15 protein-coding genes are annotated in these 13263 nt (G+C 44.6%); all 15 read left to right on the top strand.

Features of this window, described 5'->3' with window-relative positions:
- Nucleotides 1-38 precede the first annotated feature (38 nt).
- The 15 genes from ACLSU7_RS12515 to ACLSU7_RS12445 all read left to right on the top strand — a co-directional run bounded on the left by ACLSU7_RS12515 (nt 39) and on the right by ACLSU7_RS12445 (nt 13230).
- Nucleotides 39-1178: an NAD(P)-binding protein gene (locus tag ACLSU7_RS12515; RefSeq protein ID WP_413292217.1), complete on the top strand. Its 1140-nt coding sequence runs from the start codon at nt 39-41 to the stop codon at nt 1176-1178.
- Between the two features lie 266 nt (nt 1179-1444).
- Nucleotides 1445-2374: a 30S ribosomal protein S2 gene (rpsB, locus tag ACLSU7_RS12510; protein WP_413292216.1), complete on the top strand. Its 930-nt coding sequence runs from the start codon at nt 1445-1447 to the stop codon at nt 2372-2374.
- A 153-nt stretch (nt 2375-2527) separates the two neighbouring features.
- Nucleotides 2528-3454, top strand: coding sequence for a translation elongation factor Ts (gene tsf / locus ACLSU7_RS12505; protein ID WP_413292215.1), 927 nt, complete (start codon nt 2528-2530; stop codon nt 3452-3454).
- A gap of 1 nt (nt 3455) precedes the next feature.
- Complete coding sequence (pyrH, locus tag ACLSU7_RS12500) at nt 3456-4169, top strand: UMP kinase (RefSeq protein WP_142701929.1); 714 nt, start codon at nt 3456-3458, stop codon at nt 4167-4169.
- Nucleotides 4170-4190: 21 nt separating this feature from the next.
- Nucleotides 4191-4757 (top strand): ribosome recycling factor, encoded by a 567-nt coding sequence (gene frr / locus ACLSU7_RS12495; protein ID WP_413292214.1) that lies wholly within the window; start codon nt 4191-4193, stop codon nt 4755-4757.
- Nucleotides 4758-4771: 14 nt separating this feature from the next.
- On the top strand, nt 4772-5503 hold the full coding sequence (locus ACLSU7_RS12490; protein ID WP_413292213.1) for an isoprenyl transferase: 732 nt from the start codon (nt 4772-4774) through the stop codon (nt 5501-5503).
- A complete protein-coding gene (locus ACLSU7_RS12485; protein WP_413292212.1) occupies nt 5457-6308 on the top strand; it encodes a phosphatidate cytidylyltransferase in 852 nt (283 codons plus the stop codon). The genes ACLSU7_RS12490 and ACLSU7_RS12485 overlap by 47 nt, the downstream gene beginning before the upstream one ends.
- A gap of 76 nt (nt 6309-6384) precedes the next feature.
- Nucleotides 6385-8061 (top strand): RIP metalloprotease RseP, encoded by a 1677-nt coding sequence (gene rseP / locus ACLSU7_RS12480; protein ID WP_413292211.1) that lies wholly within the window; start codon nt 6385-6387, stop codon nt 8059-8061.
- On the top strand, nt 8058-8762 hold the full coding sequence (gene tsaB / locus ACLSU7_RS12475; RefSeq protein ID WP_413292209.1) for a tRNA (adenosine(37)-N6)-threonylcarbamoyltransferase complex dimerization subunit type 1 TsaB: 705 nt from the start codon (nt 8058-8060) through the stop codon (nt 8760-8762). The genes rseP and tsaB overlap by 4 nt, the downstream gene beginning before the upstream one ends.
- An 8-nt stretch (nt 8763-8770) precedes the next feature.
- The gene (locus tag ACLSU7_RS12470) at nt 8771-9742 is read left to right on the top strand and encodes a P-loop NTPase (protein ID WP_413292208.1); all 972 of its coding nucleotides are present in this window, start codon (nt 8771-8773) and stop codon (nt 9740-9742) included.
- A 7-nt stretch (nt 9743-9749) separates the two neighbouring features.
- Nucleotides 9750-10385 (top strand): helix-turn-helix domain-containing protein, encoded by a 636-nt coding sequence (locus tag ACLSU7_RS12465; RefSeq protein ID WP_413292207.1) that lies wholly within the window; start codon nt 9750-9752, stop codon nt 10383-10385.
- A complete protein-coding gene (locus ACLSU7_RS12460) occupies nt 10375-11397 on the top strand; it encodes an RluA family pseudouridine synthase (protein ID WP_413292206.1) in 1023 nt (340 codons plus the stop codon). The genes ACLSU7_RS12465 and ACLSU7_RS12460 overlap by 11 nt, the downstream gene beginning before the upstream one ends.
- Entirely contained in the window at nt 11394-12092 is a 699-nt protein-coding gene (pgeF, locus tag ACLSU7_RS12455; RefSeq protein WP_413292205.1) for a peptidoglycan editing factor PgeF, read from the top strand. The genes ACLSU7_RS12460 and pgeF overlap by 4 nt, the downstream gene beginning before the upstream one ends.
- Nucleotides 12089-12670: a DNA-3-methyladenine glycosylase gene (locus ACLSU7_RS12450; RefSeq protein ID WP_413292204.1), complete on the top strand. Its 582-nt coding sequence runs from the start codon at nt 12089-12091 to the stop codon at nt 12668-12670. Before pgeF ends, ACLSU7_RS12450 begins: the two co-directional genes overlap by 4 nt.
- An 83-nt stretch (nt 12671-12753) precedes the next feature.
- Nucleotides 12754-13230 (top strand): Dps family protein, encoded by a 477-nt coding sequence (locus ACLSU7_RS12445; RefSeq protein WP_413292203.1) that lies wholly within the window; start codon nt 12754-12756, stop codon nt 13228-13230.
- The last annotated feature ends 33 nt before the right edge of the window (nt 13231-13263 follow it).

Below are 13263 nucleotides of genomic sequence, written 5' to 3'. Positions count from 1 at the left end.
TCTTGCAAAGTCCCGGTCATGTAGGGGATTGTATTTGCATGGCTCATATTTATGATTACGCAATTATCGGTAGTGGTTTAACAGGTCTTAGCATCGCAGCAGCTCTTAGCCGCGAAACTAAGAATGTCGTTTTGTTGGAAGGCTTGGATATTTCCTCTGGCGCCAACAAACAAATTAACTTCCCCACCGGCCCTATCAATAACGGTATCCGCTTTGTTCCTGATTCAGTTTTGTCTGAAAAAGCTTTGGGTTTCCTGGAAAACCTTCTAGGTCAAAAAGTAATCGCTGATGTTTCAGATGAAGCACCTGTTACTTATGACTCTGGTAACTTTAAAACTTTCTTGGGCTTCGGTGAGAACCCGCCAGCTTTCTGGGAAGAGCTTTCTTATTTTACTTCCAGCAAACGCATCGATTTACAATTGCAACCCTACCAATGGGCACAGTTGTTGATGGAAAAATTCACTGGCGATTTCATGCCTCGTTCTTATGTGACGAAATTCCAGCACGAGGGTGAACGCGTAAATTCTGTGACTGTGAATGGTTCAAAAACTATTCACGCGCAAAACTTTATCTTTGCCGGTACGGTTCGCGATCTTGCTCTTCTTTTGCCAGAAGATACGATCTCTGCCCGTGCTCGCGCAAAACTGAGCAAGAATAACTACTGGACGGCTTTGTGTATTGATCTTTGCCACGGTAAGGCCGTGACTGATTCCACAGCCATGCACGTTCTAAACGGCACAACTCAAGATGAAATCGGTCCATGTGCTGGCCGCTTCCTTCCTGCTGTGGAAGTTGATGGTAATATGATTCAAGCTTCTCAATGGATCACATTCATTGAGTCTGAATCCACTGAAGACAGCGAAGTTGTGGGTACGGCTTTGAAGAAAATCAAACGCCAGGTGAAACGCGCATATCCTGAAGCCTTGGATAATTTGAGAAGCGAAAGAATCTTTGTCTCCCCGTACATCGCTGGCAATGGCGATTTAAAGCTGAGTGCGAACCAAACAATTCCAAGCTTGGAAAATCTGTGGGTTTCCTCTGCCACTTTGAACGAGCAAAAGAACCTTGTGGGCGCTCTTTTACAGGCAGAAATGATCGTTGCTTCCCTTGGATTTAAAGTCGAAGAAACTTTGGCGCCAGCAGCGACAACTGAAGAGTTCTCCGAAGCTACAATGTAAGATATTGATATAATTAAAGTTTTACTAACGCCGCCGCAGAAATGCTGCGGCGTTTCTTTTTGGCGGTTTTCAATACTCAATCTCTGCTACCAGACTGAGCAAAAGATCCTTGCTCTTCAGTGCCACGCTATGATATCCCGTGAGTCCAACAATAACACACTCTAGAGCACAACCTGGTCCCCGAGTACTGAAAAAGGGGTCTTCCGGCGAATCAAAAAAAGCTGGCTCTGCACTAGAGGAGGATTAACCAGAAAGGACGTACTACCATGGCACAAGTTACCATGAAAGAAATGCTAGACGCTGGAGTTCACTTCGGACACCAAACACAGCGTTGGAACCCAAAAATGAAACCTTACGTTTACACAGCTCGCGGCGGTATCCATATTATCGACCTGCAAAAAACTGTTGTTCGTGCGAACAAAGCTGCTGAATACGTAAAAGAAATCGCTGCTAACGGTGGTCGCATGATCTTCGTTGGTACTAAAAAACAAGCTATCGAGCCTGTTCAAGAAGCAGCAGCAAAATGCGGTCAATACTACGTTACTAAACGTTGGTTGGGCGGCATGATGACTAACTTCGAAACGATCAAATCTTCTATCGATCGTCTTCGTAAAGTTGATGCTATGAAAGAAAAAGGCGAATTCAACTACCTTACTAAAAAAGAACGCGCAAAAATCGAAAAAGAATACCTTCGTTTGTCTGAGTTCTTGAACGGTATCCGCGACATGAAAGAAATGCCTTCTGTAATGTTCGTAGTAGACCTTCCTAAAGAACACATCGCAGTTGCTGAAGCTAAACGCTTGGGTATGACTGTTGTTGGTATCGCTGATACAAACTCTGATCCAGAGTCTATCGATTTCCCAATTCCAGGGAACGACGATGCGATCCGTTCTATCAAATTGTTCGCTAACCTAGTTGCAGACGCTTACCTTGAAGGTTCTAAAACTTGGGAACAAAAACTTCGCACAATGACAGACAAACAATCTGACGTTGCTAAAGAAGCTAAATCTGAAGGTAAAGAAGACGCTCCTAAACGTCGCACTCCTGCAAAAGCTGGTGCTAAAGAAGCTCCTAAAAAAGCTGCTGGTCCTGCAGTTGTTAAAGCCAACAAAGGTCGTAAACTTGTTGCTGCTGGTACAGCAGAAGAAGTTGAGATCCAAGCTGAGCTTGAAAACAAAGACGAATCTGCAGAGTAATTTCTGTCAGTTCGCTGAAGAAAGGGTGGCTTGACCACCCTTTCCTTTGTTCCGCCTTCGCTAAAGCTTCGGCGCGACAAGTCCTCCTCGGTATCACTGAGGAATTTTGATAAAAGTCTTATTAAAATGATCTAGTTAAAAGGAGTCTTCCTAATGTCTATTTCCGCTACTCTTGTTAAAGAGCTAAGAGAAAAAACTAACGCAGGTATGATGGATTGCAAAAAGGCGCTTGAAGCGACTTCTGGCGATTTCGACGCTGCTGTTGAATGGTTGCGCGTAAAAGGTCTTGGCGCTGCAGCTAAAAAAGCTGACCGTATCGCTGCTGAAGGTGCTGTATTCGCACAAATCAACGGCAACACTGGTCTTGTTATGGAAATCAACTCTGAAACTGACTTCGTTGCTCGTAACGACGGTTTCAAAGCTTTGGCTGCTGACGTAGCTGAGCACATGTTCAAAACTGAACTTGCTGCTGACGTTTTGTCTCAACCTTTCTCTAAAGACACCTCTAAAAAATTGGGCGACCTTTTCACTGAAGCGACTGCTACTATCGGTGAAAAAATCGTTCTTCGTCGTCAAGAAAAGTACACTTCTACTGCAAACACATTGGTTCACACTTATGTGCACGGTGAAGGTAAAATCGGCGTGATGATCGAAGTTGGCGTTTCTAAACCAGAAGCGACTTCTAACCCAGCTCTTAAAACTTTCGCTCAAGACGTTGCATTGCACATCGCTGCGATGAACCCAATGGCGATCTCTTCTGAACAAATCCCTGCGGATGTTGTTTCTAAAGAGAAAGAAATCCTGACTGCTAAAAACCTTGAATCCGGCAAAAAACCAGAAATGATCGAAAAAATCGTTGAAGGTCAAATCCGTAAGTTCTTGGCTGAAAACTGCTTGATGGACCAAGCTTTCGTTAAAAATCCGGACTTGAAAGTTTCTGACTTGGCGAAAAATGTTGGTAAAGAAATCGGCGCTGACGTTACAGTTAAACGTTTCGTACGTTTTGAATTGGGCGCTGGTATCGAAAAGAAATCCAACGACTTCGCAGCTGAAGTTGCAGCTCAAATGAAAGGACACTAATTTGAAAGCGCCTGTTTATAAGCGTATTTTGCTTAAGTTAAGTGGCGAGGCTCTTGCTGGAAAGCAAGGGACTGGTATCAACACTGCGACAATCACACAGATTGCGAATGACGTAGCAGAAGCTTACAAGGCAGGCGTTCAAATTGGTCTCGTTATCGGTGGCGGTAACATCTATCGTGGTGTTGCCGCTTCTGCCGAAGGCATGGATCGCGCAAGTGCTGACTACATGGGCATGCTTGCAACTTGTATCAATGCCCTGGCTCTTCAAGACGCTCTTGAAAAAGCTGGTGTTCCAACTCGTGTACAAACAGCTATTGAAATGGCTGAAATCGCAGAGCCTTATATCCGCCGCAGAGCTATTCGCCATTTGGAGAAAAACCGCTTGGTGATCTTCGGTGCCGGTACTGGAAACCCTTACTTCACAACAGATACAGCCGCTTCTCTTCGCGCGATGGAAATCGATGCTGAAGTGATCATGAAAGCGACTAAAGTTGACGGTATCTACGATAAAGACCCTGTGAAACATGCTGATGCGAAGAAATTCGATAAAATCAGCTATATCGATGTCCTAAATCGCGGCCTTCAGGTCATGGACTCAACTGCGATTTCAATGTGCATGGATAACAAACTTCCGATTATTACTTTTGACCTTTCAGTTCCGGGTAATATCCTTAAAGCTGTTCAAGGTGAAAACATCGGCACCCTGGTACAATAGGGCGCCACAAGGAGATTCAACATGGCAATTGCTGAGATTAAAAAGACTGCTCAAGCTCAAATGGATAAATCTGTTCTTGCTTTGGGTGAAGAACTTAAAAAAATCCGTACAGGCCGCGCGCAAGTTTCTATGCTTGATGGCGTTCGTGTAAACTACTACGGAAATCCATCTCCACTTTCACAAGTCGCTTCCATCTCTACACCAGATGCGAAATCTTTCCTTATTGCGCCTTGGGAAGTATCTATTCTTAAAGACATCGAACAAGCGATCATCAAATCTGAATTGGGCATGGCCCCAATGAACGATGGTAAAGTGATTCGTTTGAAAGTTCCTGACGTAACCGAAGAGCGTCGTAAAGACCTTGCTAAGCAAGTTAAGAAGATCGCTGAAGAAGCACGCGTGGCTGTTCGTATGGCTCGTCGTGATGCCAATGAAGCTATCAAAAAAATGAAAGCTGACAAAAAAGCACCTCTAAGCGAAGACGAAGCTAAAAAAGGTGAAGCTGACATTCAAAAAGTGACAGACGATATGATCAAAAAAGTAGATCAAATCGCTGATGAAAAAGAAAAGTCAATTTTGACAATCTAGGTTTTGGGAGCCCGGTGACTCTACCTAAGCATATTGCAATCATTATGGATGGTAACGGTCGTTGGGCTCAGCTCAAGCGAAAGCCACGTACTTTTGGTCACATCAAAGGTACTCGCGTCGCAAAGAAAATCATCACAGCCTGCTCTCGTAGGGGAATCAAAAACCTTACACTCTATGCTTTCTCCACTGAAAACTGGTTCCGCCCTCAAGCCGAAGTTTCATTCCTGATGAAAATTCTGCGTCGTTATTTAAGCAAAGAGACCAGCAATCTGGTTAAAGAAAACATCCGCTTCTCAGTCATTGGGGATCTTTCCAAAGTTCCTGCTGACGTATTCAACGCTATTCAACAGGCTCGCGAAGCTACATCTAAATGCACAGGCTTAAACCTTGTCTTTGCATTGAGCTATGGCTCTCGCCAGGAAATCACTTTGGCCGTGCGTGATATCGCACAGATGGTTGCCAAGGGTGCTATTAAACCTGACGAAATCGATGAGGCTTTGATTAGCACTTCGTTAAGCACGTATCCGACTCCAGATCCTGATTTGATTGTTAGAACAAGCGGCGAGCAACGACTTTCAAATTTCTTGTTATGGCAGGCCGCTTATTCGGAATTCTACTTCACGGAAACTCTGTGGCCTAATTTCACAGAAGCTCATCTTGAGGAAGCCTTGAATGCTTTTTCCGTGAGACAACGCCGTTATGGCAAGGTCTCTACAAATGACAACTTGGAAAAGCTTTCTAACTAGAGCCGCTTCTGCCATAGTGGCATTGGCAATCATCTTTGCGCTTTACTATTTCCTGAAAATTCCAGGCTTGAAAATCATTATCGCTGTCGCCGTAGCATTGAGCGCCTGGGAACTTCTGGGAATTCTATTTAAAACTGAAACTTCAAAAACGTTAAGAACAGCATTTTTCATTCTTTCGTTTTTCGTCTTTGCTGTTTCGACTATGGCTTTAAACTTGGGCGCCATCGTCTATGCTATTTCTCTTATTCTTCTGACTATCATCAGCCTTTTGAAATTGCACACGACAGGCGATCTGCAGCGCATGGGAAAATTTCAGGCGAATGCAGCCTTGGGTTTGATGTATGTGGGACTGCTGCCATCGTTTGCTTTCCGTTTGCTTGATCAGGAACAAGGTATCTTCTGGTTTATCTATTTGCTGGCCGTTGTTTTCGCGGGCGACACGATGGCTTATTGCTTTGGTGTTCTATTTGGAAAACACAAAGTTATGCCTTCGGTTTCTCCTAAGAAAACTTGGGAAGGTTCCCTTGGTGGAATTTTGGGCTCCGTAGTTGCGGGCACAATCTGCTGGAAATATTTGCTGCCGGAATTTTCCGGGTATTTCATTGTGGGACTGGCTGCTGTCTCAGGATATGTCGGTCAGTTCGGAGACTTCTTCGAATCACTTCTTAAGCGAGTGGCTGAGGTCAAAGACTCAGGAAAGATCATGCCTGGCCATGGCGGAGTCCTGGATCGAATTGACGGTGTCCTATTCGCTAGTCCGGTAGTTTTGCTTGGCGTTGTGATCCTGTCTCATCTTTTGTCGTAAGAATAAAGTCGAGCACCCCGACATAAAGTTTGTAATTTAGTAGCTCAGAATAGCTCCATCCAATTAGAATAACCGGATGGAAATGCTTCTAAATTACATCAATAGTGGTTTGTCGGTCGTTATTCCTTTCGTCATTTTGCTCGGAATTTTGATTTTCGTGCATGAGCTTGGTCACTTCCTTGTGGCTCGCTGGTGTGGAGTGAGAGTCGAAGTATTCAGCTTGGGCTTTGGTAAAAAAATTCTGAAGTATAAAAAGGGCGACACAACCTACGCACTTTCCATCGTACCACTGGGTGGTTACGTGAAAATGTTTGGTGAACAACCAGGCGAAAATATTTCTGAAGAAGACAAAAAAGTTTCATTCACGCACAAGACGGTGTGGCAACGTATCGCTGTCGTTCTTGCGGGTCCGTTGATGAACTTCTTCTTTGCGATTTTGGTTTTGGGCATCGTTGCCTTAGTTGGCGAAGATGCAAAAATGCCGATTCTGGGTGACATCAATCCTAAATCTGCAGCTTATGAAGCCGGCTTCCGCTCAGGCGATAAAGTCATTTCCATTAACGACAAACAAATCGCAACTTGGGAAGAGATCCAAAAAACTCTAAGCTTGAAGCAAGAGCAAGATCTGCATCTGGATGTCGTGGTTCAACACCAAGGCAGCCAAGAGCAATCCAAGATCGCTGTTGTGGCTAAAGCAGAACCAAATCCAAACATCCTAAGCTCATACAACTATGTTGCAAACGTTGAGGGTTTGACAGCCATGTCAGCGGGCACAACTGTCGGCGTAATTGCAAACTCACCGCTTTATGCATTGGGTTTACGTACCGGTGATTCCATTGTTGGCATCAACGGTACAAAAATCTCTTACTGGAGAGATCTTGAATCAACGCTTGCTAAAATGAACTCCAAAGACACTTTGACTTTGGAAGTAATGGGGAAACGCGAAGGCGACAAAACGGACAAGCCAATCACAGTAACGATGGCTCCCCTTGAAAGCATGAAGACTTTCAGCTTGCCTGCATTGGGCCTTGAGTCCTCTGAACTTTACCTTTCTAAAGTTATGGACAATTCCCCAGCGAAAGCCGCGGGAATCAAAGAAGGCGACCGCCTGGTTGCGATCAACAACGTAACTTTGAATAAGTGGGATGATGTTATTGCTAACATCAAATCCTTTGACGGTAAAAATCCAGTCGACATTAAAGTTTTGCGTGAGGGTCAGAATGTTGATTTGAAAATCACTCCTAAGATGACAACGCAAATGACAGCCGCTGGCAGCGAAGAAAAACGCTACACAATCGGCATTGCACCGGTTGTGAACTTGGCGTTGCCTGACACTTTAGTAGTTCGCACAAATAATCCACTGGAAGCTGTGGTTCGTGGCACAGAGAAAACATGGGACTTCACTGTAATGACAGTGATGAGCTTTGTTCGTCTGTTTGAAGCTAAGATCTCTCCGAAAAATATCGGCGGCGTCCTATCGATCGGTCAGGCAGCAGGTGAAACTTATAAAATGGGTATCACGCCATTCTTGCAAATGATGGCGATCATCTCTGTGAACTTGTTCATTCTGAACTTGTTACCGATTCCGGTTTTGGACGGTGGTCACTTGGTGTTCTATGTGATCGAAGTAGTTAAAGGCGCACCTTTGAGTCTGCGTAAAATGGAAATTGCCCAACAAGTAGGAATGGCGTTGTTAATGAGCTTAATGGTATTTGCCTTGTTCAATGACTTTACTCGCCTATTCGGCCTATGAAAATCCTAGCCATGGAAACCAGCACTCTGCTTGGTGGAGTGGCTGTGATTCAAAACGGAAAAGTTGTCGCTGAGGAATCCTCTCAGCGACAAAAGTCCCACACAGAAATCATCTCCCCCTTCGTAGAAAATACTTTGAAAACCGCGGGTTTAAAACTCGAGGAAATCGACGTGTTTGCGGTCGGTCAGGGGCCAGGGAGTTTTACAGGTATTCGCGTCGCCGCCAACGCTGGCAAAACCTACGCGTATAGCTTTAATAAGCCCATGGTGACCATTGATTCGTTGATGTTGCTGGCCGAACAGGCTCGCCCATCAACGCTTCCAGTTTTGGCAATCATGAATGCTTACAAGAACATGGTGTATTTGGGACTTTTTGATTGTTCAGGCGAAGAGCCGGTCTATCTGAAAGGTCCAGCAGCTATTCCCGTTCGCGAATTATCCCAACATATCGACATGGAAGTGATGGTTGTGGGCGATGGATGGGAAACATATCACGAGTACTTTCCTGAAAATATGAAAAGCAAAATGCATCGCGATTCGAAACTTCCGGATGAGCCGCAGGCTCGCACTCTGGGTTTGATGGCTGAAAAGCGTGCTTTACGTGGACAAACTTTAGACTGGAAATCGTTTATTCCTCTTTATATTCGCGCATCTGAAGCCGAAGAGACAAAAAAAGGGATTTTAATTTCCCCGTTGAAATAGGACAGTCCATGGAACGCGACTTCGAAAACGACAATGTTGAAACTCTGAACTTCAAAACTTCTTCCAATGAAAAATCCCGAGCGAAGCTATGGGTGACGGCATCCGGAAAAGGTGGCGTTGGAAAAACTTTTGTCTCTTCAAGTCTTGGCATCACACTCTCTAAACTGGGTCACTCTGTCGTGATCGTTGATTTGGATTTAAGTGGCGCAAATGTTCACACAGTTCTTGGCATAAATCCTTCTCACATGAATATCCGTCACTACTTTGAAGGTGTTAAAACACTTCAAGACCTGGTGATTCCAACTCAGTATTCAAATCTTTCCTATGTTCAGGGCTTCTGGGACTCCTGGTCTCCGATTGATTTCACAATGGATCAGATCGAAAATTTGATTCCGCAGATTCATGCCCTTCGCGCAGACTACGTGATCGTAGATTTAGGAGCTGGTGCCTTAGAAGCGCACTTGCAACTATTCAAAGCTGCAGATGAAAAATTTCTGGTAACGTCTCCTGAACCTACTAGCATCGAAAAAACTTATCGCTTTATTGAAGCTTTCGTGTGTCATTCGCTAAAACAGGATTCGACTCCGGATGCTTATGGCAACATGCTGACTACTTTGCGCAGTCATCGCCAAAGAACTTTGGGTAAACCTTTTTCGTTCCGTTCGTACTTAAAGGAACAGACAGGCTTGAACTACGACTTCTTTGAAAGTCTAACGGCAAAGCCCGTCCGTTTGATCGTTAACAGTTGTCGTTATCAAAATCATTCCGAGCTTGGTTACGGAATGAAAAGCGTCTGCAATAAGTACTACGACCTTAGTATTGATTTCGCTGCTGCCATCGACTTCGACAATGCGGTGTGGCAGTCGGTAAAGGGCCGTGAACACGTGCTATTTGCTCAACCCTTCACCGGGCTCGCGGGACAATTTTTGACCACGTGCAAACAACTTATTGATCCCGAGGAACTTCGCGCCGTAGTATAATAGGTGCATGGAAGCGACAACACGTTCTAATTACTATGAAATTCTTGAATTACCTGCAAACTCACCTCAACACGAAGTGACCGCAGCGTACGAACGTGCTCGCGATACATACTCTGGTGAAAATCCAGCTATCTATACTATTTTTTCTGAACAGGAAGCTCGTGAGTTCCTGGTCCTGATCGAGGAAGCTTATCAAGTCCTTGGTAACAAAATCTTGAGAAACATCTACGACCAAAGACTATTGAGTGGAATGGCTTCACTGAATGATCTGACTTACGCATCTATCGTTGAAGCGAGCAAGAAGGTTGCTCCAGTTGAAGTGAAAGCGACCGAGAAAAAACCTGCCGCGGCTTACACTAAAGATGAAGCTTTCGAAAAAGAGATCAAAAACCAGGAAAATTGGACAGGCGAATTCCTTAAAAAAGTTCGCGAATACAAAGGCATCACGGTTGAACGCATGAGCGAGATCACTAAGATCAACGCGTGGTACGTGAAAGCCATCGAAAAAACTGAACCTGATAATCTTCCAGCTGTTGTATTTGTTCGCGGTTACGTTGTGCAAATCGCAAGAGCTTTGGGTGTCGACGATAAAAAAGCCGCTGACTCCTATATGAAGACCTTCAAACAAGCGCTTGGAAAATAAATCCAACTCCGAAAATCTGGGAACAACAATACAGACTCCCGTTCTGCCCGAGATGGTTGGCTTGCGTCTGGATAAAGCACTGACACTACTGCCGGAAGTGGAAACTCGTTCTCGCGCTTCGCACCTGATTGAAAACTCCCTCGTGAAAGTGAATGGCAAAGTCGCCAAGGCTTCGTTGGCCTTAAAAGCGACCGATTTACTTGAGATCACTCTCCCTGCGCCCGTTCCGACGGAACTTCAGTCCTACGATTTAAAACTGGATGTTTTATTCGAAGATTCAGATGTGATTGTGATTAATAAACCTGCTGGATTAGTTGTCCATCCAGCAGCGGGTCACGCGCACGACACATTAGTGAATGCTTTAATCTCGCACACGGATGATCTGTCCATGAAATTTGGAGAAGAGCGTCCCGGCATTGTTCACCGCCTGGATAAAGAAACCAGTGGTATAATCGTTGTTGCCAAAAACGACAAAGCTCACGAGTCTTTAACATCGCAATTTAAAGAGCGCAGCACCCATCGTATTTACTACGCGGTGACGATCGGAACCGCTCGCAATTTAAGTGGAACTATCAAAAGCTTTTTAGCTCGTCATCCGGTGGATCGTAAAAAGTACGCTTCTGTGATCGGTGATGATCGCAGACCTTTGCAAGATTATGAAGATCCACCCATGATTGGCAAATGGGCCGTCACTCACTACGAAACAGTGAGTCGAAAAAGCGGTCTTAGTTATATGAAACTAAAGCTTGAGACCGGTCGTACCCATCAGATCCGTGTTCACCTTTCTGAAAATGGTTTACCGATTGCTGGCGATACCCTGTATGGAGCAGATCGCAAAATCAAATCTGTTGAGCAACGTCAGATTCAAGAGGATCTTCGTGCACTCCCAAGATTCCTGCTCCACGCGGCCGAGCTGGGGTTCACTCATCCGCGCACTCAGGAGCGAATGTTCTTTAAACAAGACTGGCCAGAAGAAATTTTATCTCTGATTAAAAAGTGGGGTTTAGTATGAATATAGAAAAAACTCCCTTAGGTTATGAGATCAAAAATTCTCACGTGACATATTTTTTTGGCGGCAAAGAATCGCAAATCCAAAATCTCAAAGTGGCTTATCCTCATTTTGATTTTGTGCGCGTGAAACAAACTCATAGCGATATCGTCGTGGAATCTAAAGATGCTTCACTTGATTATCAGGTGAACGCTGATGGACATATTTCCACCGCCCGTTACCTAGCTCTGTGTGTGGTGACTGCCGACTGTGTTCCGGCTTTATTCTATCACGCGAAAAGTGGCACCATTGCAGGTGTTCACGCCGGCTGGCGTGGTGTCGCGAACCGCATTCTTATCAATACAATTCGCGATATGGTTAAGCGTGGAATTCCTCCGCAAGAAATTGAAGTAGCCATCGGCCCCCATATTCAAAAAGACAGTTTCGAAGTGGGTCACGATGTGCGCGATCAAATCCTGGCTAGTCTTCCAGAAATGTCTCGCGAAGAAAAAGAGATGTTTTACACAGATCTATCCACAGAGAAAAGCCTGGTCGACATCAACTTGATCGTTAAAGCGCAGTTGGAGTCCCAGGGAATTTCTCTTGAGAATGTTTCAACTCTGCATATCGATACAGTGAAGGATCAATTCTTTCACTCTCACCGTCGCGACAAGGAACAAGCCGGTCGTCAGATTAGCTTTGTGGTACGAACTCCATGAGTATCATTCCTCAAGATTTCTATTTTGAGGATACGGCATCAGTGGCGAAATCCCTGCTGGGAAAAACTTTGCATATAAAAACCACGGGCAAAGAACAGCTTGCACGCATTGTTGAGGTTGAAGCTTACTTGGGAATTAAAGATCCTGCCTGTCACACGTTCGGAGGTCGTCAAACTCCCCGTGTGAAATCGATGTACCTGTCAGGTGGTCACAGCTATGTGTATCTGATTTACGGAATGTATAACTGTTTAAACATAGTCACTAGAACTGAAGAGCACCCCGAAGCTATTTTAATTCGTGCGGTTGAACCTCTTCCGCTCGCAGCAACCTTTAATAAATCCATGCTCGTTTCCAACGGACCTGGAAAATTATGTCGCCACTATGGGATCACCAAAGAACACGATGGTGTTGCTTTGTGGAGGAAAAACTCTCCGCTATATCTTTCAGATGATGGATTTAAAGTTCCGAAAAGTCAGATCGCCGCTAAACCACGGGTGGGCGTTGATTACGCAGGCGAAGCCGCACAGTGGCCCTTGCGATTTTATATCGCCGACAATAAATTCGTTTCTAAGAAATAATATTCCCGGTCGAGTCGCATTTCGTTTTCGTTTCAAACATTCATCGATTTGGTCTAAGATAAGTGGCGCTATAGGAGGCCTCGATGAAAATCAATATTGGTATTAATGACAAAGACAGAAAAGAAATCGCAAAAGGTCTTTCGACTCTTTTGGCTGACACTTACACTCTTTATCTTCAAACTCACAATTTCCATTGGAATGTTGAAGGTCCCATGTTCCAGACTTTGCATTTGATGTTTGAAACTCAATACACTGAATTGGCGTTGGCAGTTGATTTGATCGCTGAACGTATTCGTGCTTTGGGTCACTATGCCCCAGGTACTTATGCAGAATTCTCTAAACTTTCCTCCATCAAAGAAATTCCGGGAGAAAAATTAAGCGCGACAAAAATGATCGAGACACTTGTTCTTGGTCAAGAAACTGTTGCTCGCACAGCGCGTGGTTTGTTCGCAGTTGTTGAAAAAGCAAGTGACGAACCAACAGCAGATCTTTTGACTCAAAGACTTCAAGTTCATGAGAAAACAGCGTGGATGCTAAGAAGCTTGCTTGAAAAGAAATAGGCTTTAAAAAAGAAAAAGGCTCCTAAAAGGAGC

Origin of the sequence: Bdellovibrio sp. HCB185ZH, assembly GCF_047302455.1 — a bacterium.
Classification (GTDB): Bacteria; Bdellovibrionota; Bdellovibrionia; order Bdellovibrionales; family Bdellovibrionaceae; genus Bdellovibrio.
Note: the sequence above shows the minus strand (reverse complement) of the source record. Positions and strands in the feature narration are given on the sequence as shown.

Bases quoted from the DNA above. Each gene is read 5' to 3' on its own strand.
- tsf (WP_413292215.1), top strand. From the start codon at position 2,528: ATGTCTATTTCCGCTACTCTTGTTAAAGAGCTAAGAGAAAAAACTAAC.
- rseP (WP_413292211.1), top strand. From the start codon at position 6,385: ATGGAAATGCTTCTAAATTACATCAATAGTGGTTTGTCGGTCGTTATT.
- ACLSU7_RS12450 (WP_413292204.1), top strand. From the start codon at position 12,089: ATGAGTATCATTCCTCAAGATTTCTATTTTGAGGATACGGCATCAGTG.
- rpsB (WP_413292216.1), top strand. From the start codon at position 1,445: ATGGCACAAGTTACCATGAAAGAAATGCTAGACGCTGGAGTTCACTTC.
- tsaB (WP_413292209.1), top strand. From the start codon at position 8,058: ATGAAAATCCTAGCCATGGAAACCAGCACTCTGCTTGGTGGAGTGGCT.
- ACLSU7_RS12445 (WP_413292203.1), top strand. From the start codon at position 12,754: ATGAAAATCAATATTGGTATTAATGACAAAGACAGAAAAGAAATCGCA.
- ACLSU7_RS12465 (WP_413292207.1), top strand. From the start codon at position 9,750: ATGGAAGCGACAACACGTTCTAATTACTATGAAATTCTTGAATTACCT.
- ACLSU7_RS12515 (WP_413292217.1), top strand. From the start codon at position 39: ATGGCTCATATTTATGATTACGCAATTATCGGTAGTGGTTTAACAGGT.
- frr (WP_413292214.1), top strand. From the start codon at position 4,191: ATGGCAATTGCTGAGATTAAAAAGACTGCTCAAGCTCAAATGGATAAA.
- ACLSU7_RS12485 (WP_413292212.1), top strand. From the start codon at position 5,457: ATGGCAAGGTCTCTACAAATGACAACTTGGAAAAGCTTTCTAACTAGA.
- pgeF (WP_413292205.1), top strand. From the start codon at position 11,394: ATGAATATAGAAAAAACTCCCTTAGGTTATGAGATCAAAAATTCTCAC.
- ACLSU7_RS12470 (WP_413292208.1), top strand. From the start codon at position 8,771: ATGGAACGCGACTTCGAAAACGACAATGTTGAAACTCTGAACTTCAAA.